25 protein-coding genes are annotated in these 22,582 nt (G+C 72.4%); 7 read left to right on the forward strand and 18 right to left on the reverse strand.

Going from position 1 to position 22,582, the window contains the following annotated elements:
- Positions 1–113 precede the first annotated feature (113 nt).
- The 7 genes from ACZ4O3_RS06220 to ACZ4O3_RS06250 all read right to left on the reverse strand — a co-directional run bounded on the left by ACZ4O3_RS06220 (position 114) and on the right by ACZ4O3_RS06250 (position 5,969).
- The gene (locus ACZ4O3_RS06220) at positions 114–1,346 is read right to left on the reverse strand and encodes a cytochrome P450 family protein (RefSeq protein ID WP_467721364.1); all 1,233 of its coding nucleotides are present in this window, start codon (positions 1,344–1,346) and stop codon (positions 114–116) included.
- Entirely contained in the window at positions 1,343–2,569 is a 1,227-nt protein-coding gene (locus ACZ4O3_RS06225) for a cytochrome P450 family protein (RefSeq protein WP_362728028.1), read from the reverse strand. The genes ACZ4O3_RS06220 and ACZ4O3_RS06225 overlap by 4 nt, the downstream gene beginning before the upstream one ends.
- Positions 2,566–3,189, reverse strand: coding sequence for a GTP-binding protein (locus tag ACZ4O3_RS06230; RefSeq protein WP_467721366.1), 624 nt, complete (start codon positions 3,187–3,189; stop codon positions 2,566–2,568). Before ACZ4O3_RS06230 ends, ACZ4O3_RS06225 begins: the two co-directional genes overlap by 4 nt.
- Positions 3,161–3,523, reverse strand: coding sequence for a DUF742 domain-containing protein (locus ACZ4O3_RS06235; protein WP_467721367.1), 363 nt, complete (start codon positions 3,521–3,523; stop codon positions 3,161–3,163). Before ACZ4O3_RS06235 ends, ACZ4O3_RS06230 begins: the two co-directional genes overlap by 29 nt.
- Positions 3,520–3,942, reverse strand: coding sequence for a roadblock/LC7 domain-containing protein (locus tag ACZ4O3_RS06240; protein WP_362728022.1), 423 nt, complete (start codon positions 3,940–3,942; stop codon positions 3,520–3,522). Before ACZ4O3_RS06240 ends, ACZ4O3_RS06235 begins: the two co-directional genes overlap by 4 nt.
- Positions 3,939–5,417, reverse strand: coding sequence for an ATP-binding protein (locus ACZ4O3_RS06245; protein ID WP_467721368.1), 1,479 nt, complete (start codon positions 5,415–5,417; stop codon positions 3,939–3,941). The genes ACZ4O3_RS06240 and ACZ4O3_RS06245 overlap by 4 nt, the downstream gene beginning before the upstream one ends.
- 216 nt (positions 5,418–5,633) lie before the next feature.
- Positions 5,634–5,969 (reverse strand): hypothetical protein, encoded by a 336-nt coding sequence (locus ACZ4O3_RS06250; RefSeq protein WP_467721369.1) that lies wholly within the window; start codon positions 5,967–5,969, stop codon positions 5,634–5,636.
- Between the two features lie 74 nt (positions 5,970–6,043).
- Here ACZ4O3_RS06250 and ACZ4O3_RS06255 point away from each other — a divergent pair, with 74 nt between their 5' ends.
- A complete protein-coding gene (locus ACZ4O3_RS06255) occupies positions 6,044–6,262 on the forward strand; it encodes a hypothetical protein (protein WP_467721370.1) in 219 nt (72 codons plus the stop codon).
- 546 nt (positions 6,263–6,808) lie between these two features.
- Here the strand turns inward: ACZ4O3_RS06255 and ACZ4O3_RS06260 are convergent.
- Positions 6,809–7,276, reverse strand: a complete 468-nt coding sequence (locus ACZ4O3_RS06260) for a hypothetical protein (RefSeq protein ID WP_384998548.1) — start codon at positions 7,274–7,276, stop codon at positions 6,809–6,811.
- Positions 7,277–7,611: 335 nt separating this feature from the next.
- On the opposite strand from ACZ4O3_RS06260, the gene ACZ4O3_RS06265 reads away from it, so the two are divergent.
- Entirely contained in the window at positions 7,612–8,961 is a 1,350-nt protein-coding gene (locus tag ACZ4O3_RS06265) for a transaminase (RefSeq protein ID WP_467721371.1), read from the forward strand.
- A 20-nt stretch (positions 8,962–8,981) separates the two neighbouring features.
- A complete protein-coding gene (locus ACZ4O3_RS06270; RefSeq protein WP_362726302.1) occupies positions 8,982–9,422 on the forward strand; it encodes an Lrp/AsnC family transcriptional regulator in 441 nt (146 codons plus the stop codon).
- A 21-nt stretch (positions 9,423–9,443) separates the two neighbouring features.
- On the opposite strand, the gene ACZ4O3_RS06275 is transcribed toward ACZ4O3_RS06270, so the two are convergent.
- Positions 9,444–10,541 carry a PP2C family protein-serine/threonine phosphatase gene (locus tag ACZ4O3_RS06275; RefSeq protein ID WP_384998557.1) on the reverse strand — a complete coding sequence of 366 codons (1,098 nt, stop codon included), beginning with the start codon at positions 10,539–10,541 and terminating at the stop codon, positions 9,444–9,446.
- Between the two features lie 247 nt (positions 10,542–10,788).
- On the opposite strand from ACZ4O3_RS06275, the gene ACZ4O3_RS06280 reads away from it, so the two are divergent.
- Entirely contained in the window at positions 10,789–11,697 is a 909-nt protein-coding gene (locus ACZ4O3_RS06280; RefSeq protein WP_467721372.1) for a GNAT family N-acetyltransferase, read from the forward strand.
- 22 nt (positions 11,698–11,719) lie between these two features.
- Here ACZ4O3_RS06280 and ACZ4O3_RS06285 read toward each other — a convergent pair whose 3' ends face one another.
- The 6 genes from ACZ4O3_RS06285 to ACZ4O3_RS06310 form a co-directional block, all read right to left on the reverse strand.
- A complete protein-coding gene (locus ACZ4O3_RS06285; RefSeq protein ID WP_384998563.1) occupies positions 11,720–12,607 on the reverse strand; it encodes a Gfo/Idh/MocA family protein in 888 nt (295 codons plus the stop codon).
- A gap of 45 nt (positions 12,608–12,652) precedes the next feature.
- On the reverse strand, positions 12,653–13,636 hold the full coding sequence (gene tgmB / locus ACZ4O3_RS06290; RefSeq protein ID WP_467721373.1) for an ATP-grasp ribosomal peptide maturase: 984 nt from the start codon (positions 13,634–13,636) through the stop codon (positions 12,653–12,655).
- 15 nt (positions 13,637–13,651) lie between these two features.
- Positions 13,652–13,843: a putative ATP-grasp-modified RiPP gene (gene tgmA, locus ACZ4O3_RS06295; RefSeq protein ID WP_362732643.1), complete on the reverse strand. Its 192-nt coding sequence runs from the start codon at positions 13,841–13,843 to the stop codon at positions 13,652–13,654.
- A 176-nt stretch (positions 13,844–14,019) separates the two neighbouring features.
- Positions 14,020–14,886 carry a fructosamine kinase family protein gene (locus ACZ4O3_RS06300; RefSeq protein WP_467721375.1) on the reverse strand — a complete coding sequence of 289 codons (867 nt, stop codon included), beginning with the start codon at positions 14,884–14,886 and terminating at the stop codon, positions 14,020–14,022.
- Positions 14,887–14,913: 27 nt separating this feature from the next.
- Positions 14,914–15,381, reverse strand: a complete 468-nt coding sequence (locus ACZ4O3_RS06305; RefSeq protein WP_467721377.1) for a hypothetical protein — start codon at positions 15,379–15,381, stop codon at positions 14,914–14,916.
- Positions 15,382–15,416: 35 nt separating this feature from the next.
- The gene (locus tag ACZ4O3_RS06310; RefSeq protein WP_467721379.1) at positions 15,417–16,364 is read right to left on the reverse strand and encodes a Vgb family protein; all 948 of its coding nucleotides are present in this window, start codon (positions 16,362–16,364) and stop codon (positions 15,417–15,419) included.
- 273 nt (positions 16,365–16,637) lie between these two features.
- Here ACZ4O3_RS06310 and ACZ4O3_RS06315 point away from each other — a divergent pair, with 273 nt between their 5' ends.
- The 3 genes from ACZ4O3_RS06315 (at position 16,638) to ACZ4O3_RS06325 (ending at position 19,495) form a co-directional block, all read left to right on the forward strand.
- Positions 16,638–17,963 (forward strand): glycoside hydrolase family 43 protein, encoded by a 1,326-nt coding sequence (locus ACZ4O3_RS06315; protein WP_467721381.1) that lies wholly within the window; start codon positions 16,638–16,640, stop codon positions 17,961–17,963.
- 236 nt (positions 17,964–18,199) lie between these two features.
- Complete coding sequence (locus ACZ4O3_RS06320) at positions 18,200–18,706, forward strand: hypothetical protein (RefSeq protein WP_467721382.1); 507 nt, start codon at positions 18,200–18,202, stop codon at positions 18,704–18,706.
- A gap of 99 nt (positions 18,707–18,805) precedes the next feature.
- Positions 18,806–19,495, forward strand: a complete 690-nt coding sequence (locus ACZ4O3_RS06325; protein WP_467721383.1) for a class F sortase — start codon at positions 18,806–18,808, stop codon at positions 19,493–19,495.
- Positions 19,496–19,981: 486 nt separating this feature from the next.
- Here the strand turns inward: ACZ4O3_RS06325 and ACZ4O3_RS06330 are convergent, their stop codons facing one another.
- The 3 genes from ACZ4O3_RS06330 to ACZ4O3_RS06340 all read right to left on the reverse strand — a co-directional run bounded on the left by ACZ4O3_RS06330 (position 19,982) and on the right by ACZ4O3_RS06340 (position 22,563).
- Positions 19,982–21,436 carry a glyceraldehyde-3-phosphate dehydrogenase gene (locus tag ACZ4O3_RS06330; RefSeq protein WP_362730316.1) on the reverse strand — a complete coding sequence of 485 codons (1,455 nt, stop codon included), beginning with the start codon at positions 21,434–21,436 and terminating at the stop codon, positions 19,982–19,984.
- 50 nt (positions 21,437–21,486) lie between these two features.
- A complete protein-coding gene (locus ACZ4O3_RS06335) occupies positions 21,487–21,978 on the reverse strand; it encodes a LysR family transcriptional regulator substrate-binding protein (protein ID WP_467721385.1) in 492 nt (163 codons plus the stop codon).
- A 270-nt stretch (positions 21,979–22,248) separates the two neighbouring features.
- Complete coding sequence (locus tag ACZ4O3_RS06340) at positions 22,249–22,563, reverse strand: hypothetical protein (RefSeq protein WP_467721386.1); 315 nt, start codon at positions 22,561–22,563, stop codon at positions 22,249–22,251.
- Between the last annotated feature and the right edge of the window lie 19 nt (positions 22,564–22,582).

Raw genomic sequence — 22,582 nt, forward strand, 5'->3', positions numbered from 1 at the left:
GGCATCGACGCGATACCCAACGGCCTGATCCGCACGTAAGTTCACCTCCCGCGGGGGCACGACCGGAACGGGGGACCGGTCGCAGCCCCCGCGACCCCGGACGGGCTCCGGACTCAACGTCCCAGTCGCACCGGGATCTTTTGCCAGCCGAAGGCGATGAACGACGGGACCTGCCGCAGCTCCTGTGCGCCGACGGCAAGCCGCAGTCCAGGGAAGCGGTCGAACAGGGCGGGCAGCGCGGCGAGCGCCTCCGCCCGGGCCAGCGGCGCGCCGATGCAGCGGTGCACCCCGAGTCCGAACGAGAGATGGTCGTCGGCCCCGCGGGCCGCGTCGAACACGTCCGCGTCCGCCCCGTAGTGCTCCGGATCCAGGCCCGCCGCCGCGTACGTCGTGATGATCGCGTCCCCGGCCGGAACGGTGACGTCGGCCACCTTCAGGTCGGTCACCGCGAACCTCAGCGGCAGCGCGGCGATCGACGGATGCACCCGCAGCGTCTCGTCGATCACCGCGTCCCAGCCGACCGTCCCGGCGCGTACCGCCGCCAGCTGTACCGGACTGGTCAGCAGCGCCACCACCGCGTTGCCGATCAGGTTGACGGTGGTCTCGAAACCGGCGCCGATCACCAGCAGCAGGGTGTACAGCAGTTCCTCGTCGCCGAGCCGGTCGCCGTCCTCGTCGCGGACCCGGATCAGCTCCGTGGTCATGTCGTCGCCGGGACGGGTGGCCTTGTACGCGATCAGCCCGCCGAGGACCGTGCCGATCCGCTCCTGCACGAACGCCGCGTGCTCCGGGGTCGGATCGGAGGTGTCCATGATGGCCGCGATCAGCTCACCGGTGCCGTCCCGCAACTCGTCGGGCACACCGAAGAGTTCGCAGATCATGCGCATCGGCAGCGGATGCGCCAGCTCGGCCCGCAGATCCACCGCCGAGCCGTCGGCCCCGGCCGCCGCCACCGCGTCGAGCAGCTCTCCGGCGATGGCCGTGACGCGCGGCAGCATCGCCTCGGTGCGCCGGTGCGTGAAGCTCGGCGCCACCAGCTTGCGCAGCCGGGTGTGGTCGGGACCATAGGCGGAGAGCATGTTGACCACGCCGATCCAGCCGAGCACCCAGCCCCAGGACGGGTGTTCGCCGATCTGCGGCCACAACCGCCAGTGCCTGCGAGGATCCTTGCTGACCCGGGGGTCGAGGATCAGTTCCCTGAGGACGTCGTAGCCGGTGGGGGCCCAGGCCGGTATGCCGCCGGGCAGTTCGACAGGTACGAGGGGACCGAGGGCGCGCAACCGCGCGCTCTCCGCCGGGATGTCGGAACCGAACGGGTCGAGAGCGATGCGGTCGGTGACGGTCACGACGACTCTCCAGGCTGGTCGTGGGCGCGGGGGCTGAACCGGACGGGCAGGGACGTCAGCGAGCGGTGGAACGGGCCGGGCCGCCAGCTGAGCCTCTCGCGGGGCAGGACCGGGTCGAGGTCGGGCAGCCACAGGGTGAGCCGCTCGATCGCCTCGGTCGCGATGAGCAGCGCGTGGTGGCGCACCGGGCAGGCGTGCGGGCCCGCACCCCACGACAGGTGTGAGGCGTCCCCGGCCCGCCGCCCGTCGGTGACCTCCCGCTCGGCGAACAACCCCACGGCACCGAAGGAGACGACCACCGGGACCGCCGGCCTGACCCACGCCCCGTGGAAGGCGACGGGCCGGCGGGCGTAGTAGATGCCGTAGTTGGCCAGCGGGGTCTCGTGGTGCAGTACTTCGATCACCGCGTCCATGACCGGACGGGCACCGCTGGTCAGCGTCGAGTAGTAGAGGGAGTTGCCGAGGATCCGGGACAGCGCGTTGGACACCAGGTTCGTGGTCGGCTCGTACCCCGCGCCGAGGGTGAGGAAGACCTGCCAGGTGACCTCCTCCGGGGACAGCCCGGCCGGATGGTCCAGGAGCATGCTCGGCAGGTCCTCGCCGCGCTCGGCGACCTTGGCGGCGACCAGCCGCAGCACGTAGTCGGCGAACTCGGCCTCGCCCTCGGCGGCCTGCGCGCCGCCCTCCATCATCTTCAGCAGGCCCTCGCTGAGCCGGTCGCCCTGGCTGTCCGGCAGCCCGAACAGGTTGTTGAACACCAGCGCCATCAGCGGACGGGTGAAGTCGGCGACCAGATCCGCCTCGCCGCGCGGCCCGAAACGGTCCACCAGCAGCCGTACCGCCCGGTGCACCAGCGCGCGCAGATCGTGCGGCTCGATCAGGTCGAACACGTCGATGAGACTGGCGCGGTAGCGGATGTGGGCGTCGGCGTCCGAGAACAGCGCGTTGGGCCGCCAGCGCATCATGCCGAGCAGCGGGGAGTCCTCGGGGACGGTGGCCTCCCAGTCCCGCGGGTCGTGCGAGAAGGCCTCCACGTCCCGCAGCACGTCGAGGGCGGCGCGCCGTTCGGTGATCACGTACGCGGGTGTGCCCGGGGCGAGTTCCGCCCAGCCGACCGGGCCCTGGGCGCGCAGCGCCGCGTAGTAGCCGTGCGGGTTCCGGGCGAAGCCGTCCTCCCACAGGCGCACCGGTCCAGAGACGGTGAAGGAGTGCTGCACGGTCATCGGGCCTCCGCCGGCCGGTCGTCGATCAGATGCTGTACGAGGGCGAGCAGCGCGTCGACCGAGGAGTGCGGGTCCCGCGCGTCGCACCGCACCATCGGGGTGCCCGGCTCCAGGTCCAGGGCGGCGCGCAATTGTTCGCCCGTGTAGTGGCTCGGCGCGTCGGGGAACGCGTTGAGGGCGACCGCGTACGGCAGGCCCGTCTCCTCCACCAGACCCAGCACGTCGAAGGAGGCGTCGATCCGCCTGCTGTCGACCAGCACCAGGGCGCCCAGCGCGCCGTAGGAGACGTCGTCCCACAGCGTCCGGAACCGCTGCTGTCCCGGTGTCCCGAACAGATAGAGCACGATGCCTCCGGCCAGGCTGATCCGCCCGAAGTCGATCGCGACGGTCGTCGTCTCCTTCTCCCGCACCCCGTCGAGCTCGTCGACATGGACGGAGGCCTCGGTGAGGCGCTCCTCGGTGTGCAGCGGGCGGATTTCCGACACCGAGTCGATCAGGGTCGTCTTGCCCACCCCGAACGGGCCGGTGACCAGGATCTTCACCAGGTCGCGGGCGGTGTCGGGGAGATGAGGGCCGCCCGTGCGGGGCAGTTCACCGGTGCTTGAGGGCGCGGAGGCCATCGGCCACTCTCTTCAGCAGGTCGGGATCGAACCGTTCGGCGGCCGGGATCGGCGCGCGGGCCTGGACCAGGTCCCGGTCGACCAGGTCGGCGGCCAGCACCCGGACGGCGGACACCGGCAGCCGCAGCAGCGCCGCAGACTCCACCAGCGTCAGCGCGCCACCGGACAGCAGCTCCAGCAGGGCCTGTTCGGCCGTGGGCAGACCGGCGGGCGGGGGTGCCCCGTCGCGGGTGAGCACCGTCAGCCGTTCCAGATGCGGACGGCTGGGCCGGGCCACCCCGCCGGTCGACAGATACGCGGGGACCAGGGGACGGCCGCCACGGCGGCCGGTCATGCCGGCGCGCCGCCGTCGGAGCCTCTGGGCGCCGCCGCCATCGCCTTCTCGCCCAGCCGTGCCACCTGCGAGTGCACCCGGTGCGCCAGCAGGTCCAGCCGTACCTCCGGGTCGCCGTAGGCCGCCACACAGGTGCCGTGGTCGGTCGGCACGATCAGCACGTACCCGTGGTCCGACTCGATGACCACCTGCCGGACCTCCGCCCGGTCCCGGTCGGCGAACTCGGCGGCCGCGGCCCGGCAGGCGCCCTGCACGGTACTGGTGATCGCGGCCACCCGCTCGGCGGTCGCCTGGGACAGGGCGTCGGTGTACCCCGTCGCGAGGCCGTCCCGGGTGAGCAGGACGGCGGCCAGGACATGCGGTATCTGCAGGACCGGATCCAGCACCCATGCCGTCTCGCCCGCATCGCGGCTGCTCATCTGGCCGCTCCTCCTTCGTCGTAGGTCCGTTGGGGATCGGGCGGGTCGGCCCGCTTGGGGGTCCGCGCCGCCGCGGTGCCGTACTGCAGTGCGGCGAGCGCGGCGGCCGCCTCCTCGGGCCGCCGCGCGGCCGGCTGCTGCCGGGGTGTGCCGGGGGTGTCGGAGTCCTCGGGGCGGGTACGCCGCCGCCGCTGCGGGAGGCCGCCCGGGTCACCCGGTTCCTGGTGGCCGGGGGCGCGCTCGTGCTCGGTGCCGGTGCCGGCCGTGGCGGGCACCGGAGCGGCGGGGGCGGGAACCGCCGGGGCAGGCACCGCGGGGGCCTGGGGCTCGGCCGCCGGCGTCTCGTGTCCGGCCGGTTCGTGCGCCGGCTCGCGGCCCGGCTCCGGGCGTAGCGCCGCGCGCTCGCGCGTCGAGCGGGGCGCACTGGCGGACGGCGGCCGCAGATCCGGGTCGATCCGGCCGAGCAGGTGGGTGTCGATGCGCAGCACCGCGCGCACCCCGCCGTACGGCGAGGGGGAGGAGACGTCGACGCCCAGGTCGAACTGGCGGGTGAGCCGGCCGACCGCGGCCAGACCCATGCGCGGCGGATCGCCGAGGTCGGTCAGCAGGATCGGGTCGCTGCCCGCCACCAGCCGCTGGGCCTTGGCCCGTTCGTCCTGCGTCATGCCGAGGCCCGCGTCGTCGACGGTCACGCACACCCCGTGGTGGACGTGCTCCAGATTGACCACGACGTCGGTGTCCGGCGCCGAGTGACGCAACGCGTTGTCGAGGAGTTCGGCGACGATGACGGCGACCGGCTCGACCGCGTGGGACACCAGGGCGGTGCCCGGCTCCAGATGGTTGTGGACCGTGACCCGGTGGTAGCCGGCGAGCCGGGCCTGGCCGCCGGTCACGGCGTCCACCACGTGGGACTCCTCGCGGGCCAGCCCCACCCAGGCCCCGCAGACCACCGCGGCCACCTGCGCCCGCCGCAGGGACTGCTCGTTCTCGTGATCCAGGGCGAACAGCGTCTGCGCCAACTCCGGTTCGTCGTAGCGCTGCTGGAGTCCGCGCAGGGCGTCCTGCAGGCGGTACAGGGCGGCCTGGATCTCCCGGGTGGCGCCGCGCAGACCGGCCTGCGCGGCCGCGTCGATCCGGGTGCGCTGTGCGGTCAACTCCTCGCGCAGCGCGGTGAGTACGTACTCCAGCGCGATTCCCGTCGGGGTCCCGGGCGTCTGCTGCCCCGTGGGACCGGGCACCTTGAGGTGCGGATGCGTGAGCTGCGCGGCCGCCGCGGGCATCCGGCGGGTGGCCAGGTGCTCGACCTCGGAGACGAACGTGCCCTCGGCGCCCCGCAGCCGGGTGCGCAACTCCGTCACCTCGGCCCGCAGTGCCGCCCTCTGGCGCCTGGCCCGCAGCAGGCCGCCGCCGAGGGCGAGCGCGGAGAGCGTTCCGGCGGCGAGACCACCGGCCACCAGTTCCGGCAATTCGATCATGGAATCGGTTTCCAGGGGGGTAGGGCAGCAGTGGGCACGGGGAGCCCAGGGCCCTCCCGTGTGGCGCTCGCAGCACAGTACACACCGTCATCGACTGGCCCCGCACGGTGAATCGCCACATCGCTTCGAATCTGCTCGACGAGTCTTCGCTTCTGTGTCAACTGTCGGAAATGCCGTGCACAGGAGGCGAGTTGGGGATCCGTCCGGTCTGTGCCGTCAGCGGGTGGCGGCGGCCGCGCCGGCAGGTCGAAGGCGTGGCCGGGCGAGATGATCCGGGTGATCGCCCGGCCGGACAGGGTGCTGGGCTCGACGGCCCCGGTAGCTGATGGCGGTGTTCAGCAGTACCACCGCGGTCGTGCGCGCCGACGGCAGACGGGCGGTCAGGCTCTCGTGGCCGGGCAGCGAGCCGTTGTGCCCGATCAAGCCCCGGACGTCGAAGATGCCGAGCCCGTACCCGGCGCCCGCGATCCCCGACGGCCGGGTCGTCAGCCGCTGCTTCTGGACCGCCGGGCCGGCCATGTCCGTGCCGTCGGGGAAGGTCCCGGTGGCCACCGCGGGCCCAGGTGCCGAGGTCGTCCAGGGCGGAGGTCATCACGCCGGCCGCCCGGGCCCGCCGGAGCGAGGACGTGCTTCCGGAGCAGGAGAACTTCTCCCCGGGCTGGAACATCAGCGGGTGCCTGAAGGAGTGGGCGAGCAACTGCCCTGGGGTGCGGCCGGCGCGGTGTCCAGACGCCGACGGTCACGCCGGGTACGTCCGCCTCGCGCACGACCTTCCCCGCGGCCGCGTCGAGTGGGGCGGCGACGGCCGGGGTCAGGTCGCGGACGTCCGGATGGCCGGACGGTGACGGAGTGGGCGAGAGGGTGGCGGGTGCGGCCGGTGCGGACGCGGCCGCCTTCTGGACGGACGGCACCCGACAGCGTCGCCGGCGCGACGGCGGTCACGGCCGCGCCGCGCAGCGTGGCGGACTTGTGCGACATGGGCTGACTCCCGGCACGTGAGAAGGAACGCGCGGTGGGGGCGGACGTCGCAACGCTGCCTCCGAAGGATTCGAGCGCGCACCGGACGGCGCCTGTCGGCCGGGCCCGCCGCAACGCCCGCCGGAATGCTTGTAGGACCGGCGGGCGGGTCCGATCGGGCGGGTGTGCTCACCCGACCCGGTGAGCGCGTCGGACGGCGCGTACCACCGGCGCGTTCCGGGCGTTGCGCCGGTATGGACGGATCCTCACCCACGCCCGGGCGTCCGGCCCGGAAGCCGCGCGCCCCTCGCTCCCGTGAGCCGATCTACACCCAGCTCCTGCGGGAGTGGCGGGACCAGGGCCGTACCGTTCCGGCCGGGCCCGAGGGCCTGAGGGGCGCCGTGTTCGTACCGTCGCCCCGTCGCTGACCTCGGCTACTCGCCGTACATCGGGGACAGCACCGCCAGCGTGCCGTTGGCCTCGCGCAGCGCCAGTTCCAGTGTGCCGGGCGCATGCAGCGAGCCGCTGCCGTCCGGCGGCACCAGCCATTCCAGATACCGGGCGGCCCGGTACGGCGGCGGTGCGGCGACCCATGCGCCCTTGGTCGCATAGCGCAGACCCGAGCCGATCCAGCCGCCGGACGGATCGGGCGGCACCAGGAAGCCGATCCGGCCCGCCGCGCTGTCCGCCAGGGTGGGCCCGGGCACCGGCAGCGACGGCCGCCACAGCAGGTCGAGCGTGAGCAGGCCGAGGCGGTCCGGGACGCTCAGCACATCCCAGAACCGGCCCGCTTCCAGCAGGGCGACGCCCTCCCCGTGGTCCCAGTCCCACTTGCACGCCCGGGGGTCCGCCGCGGCCGCCGCGAGCCATTCCACACCTTGCATCCACATCACGTTCGTCACGCACCGCTCCGGGGGATCACCGCACACCTGTTTCGGGGGCAGGGAATGACCGGCACCGGGCACCCGGTGCGGTCCGCCCACCAACCCGGCATATGCATGCTGGTAGATGTTTCTATGTGGCGGAAGGGGTGGCGAACCCTGGCGTTTTGGGGCGAATGTTCGAACATGGAGCGCCCGTGCGTTTATCGGTCGGCGCGCGGAACATTTCCTTGATCGTCTGGCGCTCGAATCCGTCGTCATGACGATCGATTCGATTGTCAGATCTTGATGATGTACGGGTTTCGGTCGTAGGCTCCCGCCGTTCCGTCGTCGCCGAGTCCGAGCTGGGGTATTCCATGGATCGCACCCGACTGCATGCTCTGCTGGCCCGGGAGAGCGCCGAGGCCGAGCGGCGAAACCCCCGCTCCCGCGCGGCATATGTCGACGCCGGCCATCTCTTCGGCCGGGTCCCGATGACCTGGATGAACAAGACCGCCGGCGCCTTCCCGCGCTACCTGGCGACCGCCCGGGGCGCCCGGGTCACCGACCTCGACGGGCACGCGTACATCGACTTCTGCCTCGGCGACACCGGTGCGATGGCCGGCCACTCGCCGGCCGTCGTGACGGAGGCGGTGCACCGCAGGTTCGCCGAGCTGGGCGGGGCCACCGCGATGCTGCCGACGGAGGACGCGGAGTGGGTGGGCGCGGAGCTGACCCGCCGCTTCGGGCTCGCCCGCTGGAGCTTCTCGCTCACCGCGACCGACGCCAACCGATGGGCGATCCGGCTCGCGCGGGCCGTCACCGGCCGCCCGAAGATCCTGGTGAACAGCTACAGCTACCACGGCAGCGTCGACGAGTCCCTCATCGTCGTGGGCCCCGACGGCGCGGGCGTGCCCCGCCCCGGCAACGTCGGCGCGCCCTGTGACGTCACCCTGACCAGCCGGGTCGCCGAGTTCAACGACCTGGCGCAGCTGGAGCGCGAACTCGCCCACGGCGACGTGGCCGCCGTCCTCATGGAGCCCGCGCTCACCAACATCGGCATCGTGCTGCCCGAACCCGGCTACCTTTCCGGCGTGCGCGCCCTGACCAGGCAGTACGGCACGCTGCTCATCAACGACGAGACGCACACCTTCTCCGCTGGACCCGGTGGCTGCACGGCCGCCTGGGACCTGGAGCCGGACCTGCTGACCATCGGCAAGGCCATCGGCGGCGGCATCCCGGCCGGCGCCTACGGCCTCTCCGCCGACCTCGCCGAGCGCCTGCTGGCCCGCGCCGACCTGGACCTGGTGGACATGGGCGGGGTCGGTGGCACCCTCGCCGGGAACGCGCTCTCGGTCGCCGCGACCCGGGCCACCCTGGAGCACGTCCTCACCGACGAGGCGTTCGACCGCATGGGACGGCTCTCCGCACGCTTCGAGACCGGCGTCCGGCAGGCCGTCGAGGCGCACGGCCTGCCCTGGTCGGTCAGCCGGCTCGGGGCCCGCACCGAGTACCGCTTCGCCGCCCCGGCCCCGCGCACCGGGACCGAGTCCGCGGCCGCCGCAGACCCCGAGCTGGAGGACTTCCTGCACCTCTACCTGGCGAACCGGGGCATCCTCCTCACCCCGTTCCACAACATGGCCCTGATGTGCCCCGACACGACCGAGCAGGACGTCGACACCCACACCGCGGTGTTCGGCGCCGCCCTGCTCGAACTCGTCGGCTGAGGAGAGGAGCCCAGGTGCACATGGACGACATCGACCGGGCCATCCTGCGCGAGCTGCAGGCGGACGGCCGGATCGCCTACGCCGACCTCGGACCCAGGGTCGGGCTCTCCCCCTCCGCGGCCCGGCAGCGTTTGCAGCGCCTGCTGGACGCCCGGGCCGTCCAGGTCGTCGGCGTCACCGACCCGATGGCCATGGGCGGCCAGGCGATGGCGCTGCTCGGCATCGGCGTGGACGGCGACCCCCGAGCCGTCGCCGACGCCCTCGCCGCACACCCGGAAGTGGTGTACTCGGTGTTCACCTCGGGCGGCTTCGATCTGTTCGCCGAGGTGGTCACCCCTGGCCCGAAGGACCTGCTCGACTTCGTCAACGACGTGGTCAGGCCCGTCGAGGGGGTGCGCGAGGTCCGCTCGTTCCCGTACTTCGGCATCCACACCCACCGCTTCCTGTGGGACGTGGGGTGAGCCGGGCCCCGGGCCAGTCCCTCAGGCGATGTCGGGCGCGAGGACGAGCATGGTCGCGTCGTCCCGCACCTCGTACCGCCGGGCCAGGTCGGCCCAGACCTGCTCGGTGAGCTCGGCCGGCTCCGCGCCGGCGAACCCGGCCAGCCGCTCCGGCAGCGGGTAGAAGCGTCCGGCGCGGTCGCGCGCCTCCCAGACCCCGTCCGAGGCGATGAACAGCCGGTCGCCGGGGCCCAGCTCGACCGTGATCTCCTTCGGCGGCTTCACCCCCGCAAGGGCGAGCCCCACCGGCGCGCCGGGCGCGACGGCCAGCTCGTGGGCCAGGCCGTCGCGCAGCAGTACCGGCGCGGGATGGCCGCAGGCCACCACCCGTACCGACCGCAGATCTGCGGAGAACTCCAGCAGCAGGGCCGTCGCGAACAGCTCCGCGTTCGGTACGTCGGCCGAGTCCACCGTCAGCCGGCGGTCCATCCGCGCCGCGACCGACTCCAGGTCCGGCTGGTCGAGGACCGCCTCCCGGAACGCGCCGAGCAGCGACACCACCGTGGAGACGGCGGCCAGCCCGTGCCCGCGTACGTCCCCCATCACCGCCCGTACCCCGAAGGGCCCGTCCCGCACGTCGAAGAAGTCTCCGCCGACCAGTGTGCCGTGCTGTGCGGCCCGGTACAGTCCGGCGCATCCCACCGCGCCGACCCGTTCCGGCAGCGGGGGCAGCACGGCCCGCTGCACCGCCTCGCCCACCGCCCGCTCGGTGACCAGCTGGGCGTCCCGGTGACTGCGGACGTAGGACACGAACACGCTCAGTAGCGCGACGAAGGTGACCGTGAGCAGGTCGGTGTCGCCGGGATGGTTCAGATGGGTGGCGGGCACGTTCAGCAGGAGTACGACCAGGCAGCTGAGCACGGCGGTCGCCAGCGGGCCGTAGGACAGCACGGCCAGCGGCGGGATGGCGCCGAGCAGGAAGCCGAAGTCGTGTCCGTCCGGGCTGGCCAGCGTCGCCGCGGTCACGACCGCGAGCAGGAGAACGGGCAGCACCCGCACCCAGCGCGGCGGAGGTGCACCCTGCAACCAGCCACGCCCGTCGCTGTAGTCGCGCGACCACCAGCCGCGCACCGAAGTCACATCCCCAAGTTACGCCCGTGCCCGGGCACCGGGCACGCGCATGGATCTTCGAGTGCCGCGGCGGAAAATCCGTGGACGTGCCCTGACCGGCGCCCTAGTGTGTGTGCCGCACGCCCTGGACCAGACGGAAGGAGGCGAGTGCCATGTCCATCTCATCCATCCCGCGCTCCCTCCCCGACATCCGGGCGTGACAGGTCAGAGCTGACCCGGGAGCGCTCCTCGCAGCACGTCTCTCCCGGAGGAATCCGTGACCGATCCGGTCATCCGTACGCTCGACGACAGCACCGCCCACCTCTTCGACACCCTGCCCGACCCGCTGCGCCTGCGCGAGACGCACCGGCGGACCCGCCACCGCACCGACTGGAAGCGAGTCGCCCTGCGCGACGGCCGGGTGGTCGCCCGCGCCGCCTGGTGGGGCGGCCCACAGGACACCGAGCCGCTGCTGGTCAACTGGTTCGACGTGGCCGAGGGCGAGGAGGAGGCCGGCGCGGAGCTGCTGCGCGGCGCGCCCTGGCGGGCCGACGAACTGGAACTCGACCTGCCCGCCGGCTGGCGTGAGGTGCCCGCTCTGTGCTCGGCCGCCGAGACCCGCTTCAGCGCCGCCCGCCAGGCGGGCTACGAACTGCTGGTGGAGCGCTACAACTACCGCTGGACCCCCGAGTGCGGCCTGCCCGACCGGCCCGGCCGGCTCGCTTTCACCCCCGAACCCGACGACTCGGTCTTCCTCGGCCTCCTGCGGGACATCAGCTCCGCGACCCTCGACGCCCACGCCCGCAGGGCCGTCGCGAAGGGCGGGGTGGAACTGGCGGCGCAGGAGGACCTGGAGATCTTCCACTGGTTCCCCTCGCCCCGTCAGTGGTGGCAGATCGCCCGCACCCCCGAGGGCGAGCCGGTCGGCATCCACATCCCGGCCCGCAACCCGTCCGGGCCGGTCATCGGGTACATCGGCGTCCTGCCCGGGCAGCGCGGCCACGGCTACGCCTACGACCTGCTCGTCGAGTGCACCCGCTTCCTCGTCGAACAGGGCGCCCGGACCATCGGCGCCGCCACCGACCAGGGCAACTTCCCGATGGCCGCGCACTTCGCGAAGGCCGGCTACCCGGTCGTCCGGGAACGGGTGAACTTCTGGGCGACGGCCGAGACCGCCGCCCGGTGAGGGCTGCCCCCCTGGCGGACCGCTAGGCGACGTCCTTGCCCAGCAGGGTCTCCGCCTCCGTGAGGACTTCGGTGACCCGCAGGGCGAATGCCGCGTCGCACGGATGCGGGTGACCCGTGCGCGCGGCGGCGACCAGGGCGTCGGCGGCCCGGGACAGGGCCGGGACCGCTCCCTGCGCACTCCTCGGCAGCAGCGTCACTCCCGCCGCGCCCCGCAGCTCGACGTCGGCCCCGGCCGCCGCGGAGGGAGCCGTCAGGCTCAGGGTCACCGTGCTGGAGGCCCCCGTGGCGTGGTCGAGGACGAGATGCACGGTGTCCGCCGGGCCGTGCACGGCGGCCGCGACCCGCCGTACGTCGCCCAGCACCGGCAGCAGCACGGACAGGGCGTGCGGGCCCACGTCCCACAGCGCGCCCTTCTCCCGCCGCCACGGTGATGCCGCGAACGGGCTGTCGTCGGTGAACACCGACCCGAGCCACTGCGCCCGTGCCGTGAACCAGCCCCCCGTGCCCGCCTGCTCGCCGATCCACGCCTCCGGCTCGGTCTGGAAGCGGGTGGTGAAGAACACCACCGTGGCGACCTGGGCCCGCTCGGCGGCCTCCACCACCGCCCGCCCCTCGGCGACGCCGAGCGCGAGGGGCTTGTCCAGCAGCAGGTGCCGGCCCGCCGCCGCGGCCCGCACGGCCAGTTCCGCCTGGACGGCCGGTGGCAGCGCCACCGCCACCGCGTCGACGTCGGCGAACAGCGCGTCCACGTCGTCGTACGCCCGGACCCCGTACTCCCCGGCCAGTTCCGCCGCGGCCTCCGGGCGGCGGCCCCACACCCCGGTGAAGTCCAGTGATCCGTGCCCCGCCAGCGCGGGGGCGTACGCCGCCCGTGCCCAAGGACCCGTCCCCAGCAGTCCGATGCGCATCTTCCGTTCCTTTCTCCGTGCCCGGTCCCGCCTCTCACCCGCCCGTCAGGGCGTCCTGCTCCGCCCGCCGTCGACGAACGGCCGGTACTGCTCCGTGCCGTGCGCCAGCCAGCCGGCGATGGTCGCGGCGATCGGCTGACCGGTGTCCATCTCGACGAAACCGAACTGGCCCGACTGGTTGCACTCCAGGAACCACCAGATGCCGTCGGCGTCCTCCGCGAAGTCGAAGGCACCGTAGGCCAGCTCAGCGTCCTTCATATACGTATGGACGGCCTCGGCGACTCGCGGGGGCACCTCCGCCGCCAGCCAGGCAGAGACGGACGGGGCGAAGCGTACGTCCACGTCGTCGGGCCGCGCGTCGGGGCTCACCGGCTTGCGGGCGGCCAGCAGCCGTTCGCCGACCACCGTCAGCCGGATGTCGGCCCGCTTGGCCACCCGCCGCTGCAGCAGCGTCGGCCCGAACGCCACCGCCGAGAAGTCGGCGTCCGGCGCCACCCGGCTGGTCGGCACCGCCCGCGGCGGCTCCTGCGGGTGCGCGCCCGACACCGGTTTCACCACCAGGTCCGGGAACCGCTCCGCGAACTCCCGAGCCGCCTGCGGGAACGTGGTGATCAGGGTCGCGGGCACGGCGAGCCCGCTGCGCTGCGCCAGCCGCAGCTGCCACGGCTTGTGGCGGGCCCGGCGGGCCGCGTCCGGATGGTTCATCCAGCGCGCGTCGGTCCCACGCAGCATGCCGTACAGCGCCTGTTCGGACTCCTCGGTCAGCCAGGCGGACGGCTGGACCGCCCGGGCGGCCGCCACTCCCGGCCTGCGCACCCAGATGGAGCGGAGGCCGTGCATGCTCACCAGACGCCCGTTCACGGACAGATGTCCGCGACTGGCGCCCTGCACATACTCGCCCGACAGGGCCACACCGCTGGTTAGATCGGCAGGATCGAGGCGGACGACGGGCACTCCGGTCTCGTGCAGCCGGAGGACCACCATGTCCGCCGTCACGTCCTCGTCACTGGTCAGGATGAGCACGGTCATCGTCAGGGTCCGCGCTCAGTCGTCGAAGTGCGTCTTGGAGCCCGCGGTTGAGGTCGTGGTTCCCAAGGCTCTGAGCATTGCGTGATCGGTGGCCGCGATCCGGCCATCGAGGAGAACGTTCAACTGCAGTCCGGAGTCATACGCGTACGGAGTGGTGACGTCCAACTGCACTGCGGGCTGTGCGTAGTTGAGCGCGAACGGTTGCATGGTCTCTCCCTGTTTCGTTCTTCCATGCACTTATACGATTCGAACGCGTGGTTGGTTTCCTTACTCTGCGTAATCTCAGTCCTAATTAAGGGCTCGTTAAGGAACCAGCCGGAAATCAACGGCGAATCGTTCCAACCCGTGGCCGATTTCACATGCCCGTCCGGCATGTGACGGCGTCAGATGCCCGCGATGGTCCGGGATGTCTCCAGAGTCTGTTCGGCGTAACCCCGTCCGAAGAGCACGGTGTGCACCAGCAGGGGAAACAGCTGGTGCACACCGACGCGCTCCGCCCAGCCGGCAGCCAGGGGGGCCACTTCCTGGTACCCCTCCAGGACCAGGTCAAGGCGCGGGCAGCCGAAGAGGCGGAGCATCGCGAGGTCGGTCTCGCGGTGCCCGCCGTGCGCGGCCGGGTCGATCAGCCGTACCGCCCCGTCGGCTCCCCACAGGACGTTGCCGCTCCACAGGTCTCCGTGCAGCCGGGCGGGGGGCTCGGCCGGACCCGCCACGTCCGGCAGCCGCTCGCAGACCCGCTCGACCACCGCGGCCTCGCCGGACCGCAGCGTCCCACGGTCGATCGCCGCGCGCAGATACGGCAGCACCCGGTACTCGGCGTACCAGCGCGCCCAGTCGGTGCCCGGCTCGTTGCGCATCGGGGCGAGGCCGATCCACGCGTCGCGCGGGCCGTCCGGCGGTCCCGCCCCGAAGGCTGGGGCCCCGGCGGCGTGCAGAGCGGCGAGGTCACGCCCGAAACGTGTCGCCGCCTCGGCGCCCGGACGTCCGGTGGGGATCGACTCGGTCACCAGCCACCGCTCGTCCTGCCCCACCACCTCGGGTACCGCGACCGCCCCGGCGGCGGCCAGCCAGCGCAGCCCGGCCGCCTCGGCCGGCACCGCGCGGGGCCGGCCGCCGCGCTTGACCATCACCGCCCGCCCGTCGGCGAGCGTCACCTCCGTCGGGCCGCCCGACCGTGGCCGCACGGCCGAGACCGGCCGCCCGGTGAGCCGGGCGGCCGCCGCGCCAGGGCCTTCACCGTTGTCGATCACGGCCACCAGGGTAGGGGCCGTCCGGGCTCAGGCCCCCCAGGTGCCCTGGTTCACGGCGCAGTTCCACCCCGTGCCGTGCAGGGCGAACTTCACCTTGTAGGTACGGGTGTTCAGCAGGTGCGTCTGCACCTTCACGCCGAGGCTGGTCTTCTTCTTCAGCGTCGTCGTGTACACCGACACCGTCTTCGACGTCTTGTGGCTGACCTTGCCGCCCTTGGCCGTGGCGCCGCCGAAGCGGATGTTCTTCACGTCCGTCACGGTGAACGTGACCTTCTTGAAGCTCTTGCTCGCGCTGGTGTTCTTGACGGCGAAGTACAGGCCGCCGTTGGTCACCCAGCCGCCCGAGTTCACGTAGAAGCGGCTCGGATAGACGATGTCGACCGGGCAGCCGGTGCTGCGCGCCGTCCCGGCCTGCGCGGACGCGCCGGTGGCCAGGCCGAGTTGGGCAGCGGTGACGACGCCGGCGGCGGCCAGGACACCGAAAGAAGTGCGCATACGGATCACTGCGGTGATACCTCCCCCTGTGGTACTCATCGGACCATAGAGGAGAATCCCACCTCCGTGGCGTGAAAGCACGTGCATTTCCACGGGACTCTCAGGCCGTCTCGATCCGGCCGATCGCGTTGCCCAGCAGTTCGGTGAACCACACCGTGCCGCCTGGGCCGGTGGTGAGCCGGAAGGGCGACCTGTCGGGCCCGGACGGCACCGGTACGACGCTGATCCCGCCGTCCGCCGTCCGCCGTCCGCCGTCCGCCGTCCGCCGACACCCGGCCGACGCGGCCGGACCGGTCGGTGAACCACACCCGGCCGTCCGGCCCCGCGGCGATCCCGCCGGGGTCGCCGTCCGTTCCGGGCAGCGGGAACCTGGTGACCCTGCCGCTGCCGTCGATCCGGTCGACGGAGGCCGGCCCGGACGCGGTGAACCACATCCCGCCCGGACCGGCGACGATGTCCTCGGGGAAGTCGGCGCGGCTCGGCAACGGGAACTCGGTGATCCGGCCGCTGGTGTCGATCCGCCCGACCCGCCCGCCGGCGAGTTCGGTGAACCACAGGGCGCCGTCGGGCCCGGCGGTGATCCCGGCGGGTGCGCCGGCCGCCCGGGGCAGGGCGAACTCGGCGACGGCGCCGGAGGTGGTGATCCGTCCGATGCGGCCGGCTGCCTGCTCGGTGAACCAGAGGGCGTGGTCCGGCCCCGCGGTGATGGCGAAGGGTGCGCTGCCGGGGGTCGGGGCGCGGCGGTCGGTGACGGTGCCGTCCGCCGCGATGCGCCCGATCCGGGCGGCCCCGGACTGGGTGAACCACAGCGCCCCGTCCGGACTGGCGGTGATCCCGGCGGGGAGGCTGTCGGCGGTGGTGGTGATCGGATACTCCGTCACCTCGCTGCCGCCTCCGGCGCGGGCGGGCGCCGCGACGGCGGTCACGCCGGTCAGGGCGGCGAGCAGGAGAGGGAGCGCAGGGCGGGGGAGTCGGCAGGGCATGCGCGGTCCTGGTCCTTGTCGGGCGGACTGTCCGGCCGAGGCCAGCCGCGGCCGTGCCGCCGTACGACCCGGCCGGTCCGGACGGGGGAAGTGCGCCCCTGACGCAGGCATGGGCGCCGGAAAGGCCGCCGGAACCGTCGGGGTGGAGGGGCATCCGCGTAACTCCCTCGTCACGCAAGGAATGACCGTTCCCACGCACCCCTCTAGTTTCTGACCGGCTCTCCGAACTGCGTTCGAAATATCAGGCACCCCGCCTTCTCGTCTGGAGCGCACATGAACGGCACCCCCCTGTCGCGACCCCACTTCCTCGGTGCGGCGGCGACCGTCCCGCTGGCCTCCACCGGCGCCCTGGCCCTCGGCGCCGGAGCCGCCCGGGCCGCCACCGACTCGGCCTATGTGATGTGCTGCTTCACCGAGTCCCCGGACATGCTGGCCGCCGACTACGGCCTGCACCTCGCGGTCAGCACCGACGGCCTGCAGTGGACCCCGCTCGACCAGAACAACCCCGTCGCGACCCCCACCGCGGGCTCCCTCGGCCTGCGCGACCCGTTCATCCTGCGCAAGCAGGACGGTACGTTCGTGGTGCTCGCCACCGACCTGAACGGCACCGACTGGAGCTACGTCAGCCAGTACATCCACGTCTGGGGCTCCACCGACCTGCGCAGCTTCACCGGCTACCGGCGGATGAAGCTGCACGACATGGACACCCACGGCTGGGCGCCCGAGGCGTTCTGGGACCCGGGCCGCGGCCGGTACGGCGTCATCTGCTCCGCGGTCGACGGCAGCGGCCACAACGTCATCATGATCAACTACACCGGTGACCTGGCGGTCGGCGTGAACGGCGTCAACTACCTGTACTTCAAGAGGAACTCGACCCTGGTCGGCGCCCGCTCCGGCTCCCTGGACCCGGGCAGCTTCACCGAGTTCAGCACGGCCGTCTCGTACAACGGCACCGAGGCCCCGGCCCTGGTCAAGTCCCTTGCCTCCGGCCCGACCTGGAACCTGTGGGGCGACACCTGGTCCCCGAACGGCGTCTTCTACGCCTGGCGGACCAGCGCCCTGTCCGCCGGCACCTGGACGGCCCTCGACCAGAGGGCCTACACCCAGCCGCTCAACTCCAAGCACTGCGGAATCCAGCCGATCACCGCCACCGAGTACGGCAACCTCGTCGCCAAGTGGTCCACCCCCGCCTGGAACCGGCTGAAGTCCTACAACTACCCGGCCCGGTACGTCCGGCACAGCAACTTCGTCGGGCGGATCGACGAGTACGCCTTCGACCCGTACACCGACGGCCTGTGGAAGCTGGTCCCGGGACTCGCCGACAGCGGCGGCGTGTCCTTCCGGTCGGTCGACTACCCGGCCCGCTGCCTGCGCCACTACAGCTACCAGCCGCGGCTGGACGAGAACGACAGCGCCACGGCGTTCGCCCAGGACGTCACGTTCTACCGGACGGCTGGTCTCGCCGACTCCTCCTGGGACTCGTTCCGGTCGTACAACTACCCGACGCGCTACCTCCGGCACTCCGACCACGTGCTGCGCATCGACCCGGTCTCCACGAGCGCGGAGCTGGCCGACGCCACGTTCCACGTGGGCTACTGACACCGCGGCGGGTCCGTCCCGCGACGACACGCCGACGACGGGTCAGAACACCCCCGAATGGCCCCGTGCCGCCGCACGGGATTGACCCAGCCGGGCGGTGTTGGGCGTGTCGTCACCACGGATGGGCGGCCTGGATGGTGCGGGGCCTGGCGCTGGCTGACGGTGGTTCATGTCGAGGCCGGGTCGTATAAGCCGATGGAGTATCCGCTGCCCGGCAACGGCGGAAGGACATCGAAATGCGTTCTGCCCGCATGATCCTTGCGACGACGGCCGCCACCGCAGCCCTCGCCTTCGCCGCACCCGGCGCTCAGGCCGCGGTCGCGGGGGACCGGGACGACGGAGGCCGTGACGACCTTTCCTACAGCAAGGAGCTCAAGGACGACAGCAGCCACGCTGTACTCGCCGTGGCGAAACTCAGTGACGACTGGAACTCGGACAGCGGCAACAACAGCAAGTTCGACCCCGAGACCTACAAGGGCAAGGGTGACGATCAGGGGGGCAAGGACGACCAGGGCGGCAAGGACGACCAGGGGGGCAAGGCGGACAAGGGGAGCGGGGGCCGTGACGGAGGCGGCTCGTGGGGCGACGACGAGGACAGCGAGAAGCCGCACGGCGGTATGCACACCGGTGGCGGCGCCCTCGCCACGCCCGGCGTGACGACCGGCGGGCTGGCCGTCCTCGGTGTGGGGGCCGCCGGCGCCTACGCACTGCGGCGCCGCAAGGCCGGCGGGTCGGCGTCCTGACGGGTTCGCGCATACGGGAGCCGGGGCCGCCGACCGTCATGGACGCGGCCGCGGCCCCGTCCGCCCCTCCCGCTGCCTTGCCCAGAAAGGTGACCTCCGATGGCAGCTGGCTCCTCCTGCCCGAACCCCGACGACCCCGACCCCGACGGACCTGATTTCGCGGAGGCGGACGGCACCCGGCGTACCGGACGGCTGCCCGTGTGGGTAGCGGCCGCCCTGCTCCTGACCGTGGCGCTGCTCGGCGGACACGGCAGGGCCTCCGACGCGGCGGGCAGGACGCCGGCCGAGAGCGCGGACGCCGCCCCCTCGCGCCAGGCCCGCCAGACCGGTGAGGCGCTGTCCCGCTCCGCGCCGACCCGCCTGCTCATCCCGAAGATCGCCGTGGACGCCCCCTTCACCACCCTCACCCTCGCTCCCTCGGGCCAGCTGGAGCCGCCGCCCGCCGCCGACACCAACCTCGTCGGCTGGTACGCCGAGGGTCCGGCGCCCGGTGAGGCGGGCACCGCGATCATCGCCGGGCACGTCGACACCACGATCTCGGCGGCCGTCTTCGTCCGGCTGGACGAACTGGAACCCGGCGACGGCTTCTCGGTGTTGCGGGCCGACGGGACGAAGGCGGACTTCGTCGTCGACAGCGCCGACACCTTCGCCAAGGACGACTTCCCCAGCGAGCGCGTCTACGCGGACACCAGCCGCCCCGAGGTGCGCCTGATCACCTGCGCCGGCGACTACGACCACGACGCGAAGGACTACACGGAGAATCTGGTCGTCTTCGCACACCTCGTCTGAGGCCGGAGGTGTGATCGCCTGGCGGACGGCGCGGACCGCGCCCGGGCACAGGCGGCGATCTCCCGCTCGTGGTACGGGAAGAGCATGTCGTCGGCCTTGACGAAGTCGACGCTCCACGCAGCGAACTGGGGCGCACCGTCGGGCTGTCGCCGTCCCGGGTGAGGTACTCGACCCACTCGCTCATCTCACGGACGGTGCCGGAGCCGGCGTTGCCGCTGATGCGGGGCTCGGCGCCGAGGAGTTCGCACAGGGCCATGAACTCGTGGGTGCCGAAGTGGTGGGTGGCGGCTGATGACCGGGCCGGCGATGTCGAGGTCGATGATCGCGGTGGCGGTGGACACGCGGGCACCCCTGTCCGGCATGCCGAACGTCGTCCGTGGCTCCGTTTGGACCGATAGAGAATCGCCACCGGGTGGGGGCGCGTCAAGAGCGCGGACGGCCCGGCCTCCTGTCCGCACAGGGGGCCGGGCCGTGGGAGGCGGAGTGTCAGACCGCCGTCGCCGGGAAGGTCGGGTACTCGACGCCGGAGACGTGCTGGACGACCCGGACCACCTGGCAGGAGTAACCGAACTCGTTGTCGTACCAGAGGTAGAGGATCGCGTTGTCGCCCTCCACCTTCAGGGCGCCGGCGTCGACGATCGACGCGTGGCGCGAGCCGATGAAGTCGCTGGAGACCGCGTCCGGGGCGGTGATGAAGTCGATCTGGCGCTTCAGCGGCGAGGTCAGCGACACCTCGCGGAGGTAGTCCAGGACCTCCTCGCGGGACGCCTCGCGGGCCAGCTGGAGGTTGAGGATCGCGATCGACACGTCCGGCACCGGGACCCGGATCGAGCTGCCGGTGATCCGTGCCTCGAGGTCGGGCAGCGCCTTCGCGACGGCGGACGCGGCACCCGTCTCGGTGATGACCATGTTGAGCGGCGCGGACCGGCCGCGACGCTCCGACTTGTGGTAATTGTCCAGCAGGTTCTGGTCGTTGGTGAACGAGTGGACGGTCTCGACGTGCCCGCGCAGCACCCCGTACTCGTCGGCCATCGCCTTCAGCGGCGGCACGATCGCGTTGGTGGTGCAGGACGCGCACGACAGGATCCGCTCGTCCGGCTTGATCGTGTCGTGGTTGACGCCGTGCACGATGTTCGGGACGTCGCCCTTGCCCGGCGCGGTCAGCACGACCTTCTCGATGCCCGGACGCAGGTGCTCGGACAGGCCCTCGCGGTCCCGCCACTTGCCCGTGTTGTCGATGAGGATGGCGTCCCGGATGCCGTACTCCGTGTAGTCGACCTGGGACGGGTCGTCGGCGTAGATCACCTTGACCTCGTTGCCGTTGGCGAGGATCGTGCTGTTCTCCTCGTCGACGGTGATCGTGCCCTGGAACTGGCCGTGGATCGAGTCCCGGCGCAGCAGCGAGGCGCGCTTGACGAGGTCCCCGCCGGCCCCGGCGCCGCCACCGCGCACCACGATGGCCCGCAGGCGCAGTCCGTTGCCGGAGCCCGCCTTCTCGATCAGCAGCCGGGCGACCAGGCGGCCGATGCGGCCGAAGCCGTACAGGACGACGTCCCGCGGCTCGCGCTGCTCGATCTTGTTGGCGCCGGTGGCCCCGGCGACCGCCTCCGCGGTGAACGCCTGGACGTCCAGACCGCGGTCGTCGGCCTTGTACGTGGCGGCGAGCATGCCGATGTCGATCTGCGAGGGGCCGAGGTCGAGCGTGGTGAGCGCCCGCAGGAAGGGCATCGTCTCGGTGACCGACAGCTCGGCGCCGGCTATCTGACGGGCGAACCGGTGCGTCTTGAGGAGGCTGACCACCGACTTGTTCACCAAGGAGCGGCTGTGGAGGAGGACGGTGACGTCCCGCTCCCGGTGCAGCTTCCCGATGATCGGGATCATCGACTCCGCGATCTCCTCGCGGTTCTTCCAGTTGGTGAACGAGTCGTCGTTGACAGTCACAGATCTACTCTCGATCGAGCTAGGTGGCGCTCATATGCTAAACCGGCCGGTCAGTGACCGATCAAGGGGGTCAGGGTGTGACGTGGGTCCAGGTGCCCCGCAGGTCGGCGGCCACATCGATCAGCAGCGTGCGGAACACGTCCGCCAGGGGGCCGGGGCGGTGTCCGACCGGGCCGCGGCGTGCGGGTCGCGGTGGAGCACCGGCTCGGCGAGGGGGCGGTGCGTGGTGCCGCGGACCGGGCTGAAGCCGGCCTCGTCGCCGCGCGGTCCAGCTGCTCGCGGGCGGCGTGCCCGGGCAGGATGGTCACCCAGGACTCGTCGCGCAGCTGCGCAGGGCGCAGCGGTGAGCCCTCGGGAGGCCCGGCGGCCGGCGGATGGTCGTCCGGCAGGACGATCACCAGGCGGTCCCGCGGCAGTGTGCGCACGGCGATGTGCGGCGACGGCTTTGGTGGCCGGCCCCAGGGGGTGATCACCACGACGTCGGGTTCGCCCGCCGTGACCCGGTTCGTCACGGCCGACTGACCCGTCCTCCTGAGCGGCATCGCGCCGGCGCCCTGCGGGCCCTCGTCGACGTCCGCTGGTACGCCTTGTTCACCTGGGGCGTCGGCCGGGGCCGTGACCTGGTGAGCGGACCGGCCGTGCGGCGCTCCCTGACCATCGTCACGGGCGTGGTGCTGTGCGGGCTCGGTGTCCGCCGCCGGGGGAATCGGAACGCCCCCGCCCGACAGGCGTGTGGGGACCTCACGTGTGCGGGTGGTGCCGGTCGGATCGTCGTGACCGGCACCACCCGCAGGAGTCTGACCGCGCGCGGCCTAGCGGGGGTTGAAGACCACGCTCGCGAAGTGGGCGCTGCCGGGCGCCGAGTGACCGGCAGCGATCTTGACCGCGGTGCCCTTGCACTTCTTCTTGCTGTAGACGACGAGCGCCTTCTTCGTGGAGTTCTGCGGACCGCGCGCCTCCTGCGCCATGTCCAGGCACCTGCGCTCCGGTGGGTTCTGGATGACGTACGCCTTGCTCTTGGGCCCCACCCAGACGAACGACCCGTCGGCGGCGGCCGCCGGACCCGTGCTGATGACGGCGAGGGCGAGCCCACCGAGAGCGGCGGTGAGCGTACGGGTGAAGCGCATCGTGATGTCCTTCGTGAGC

It is taken from the genome of Streptomyces sp. NPDC026515 (assembly GCF_055567595.1).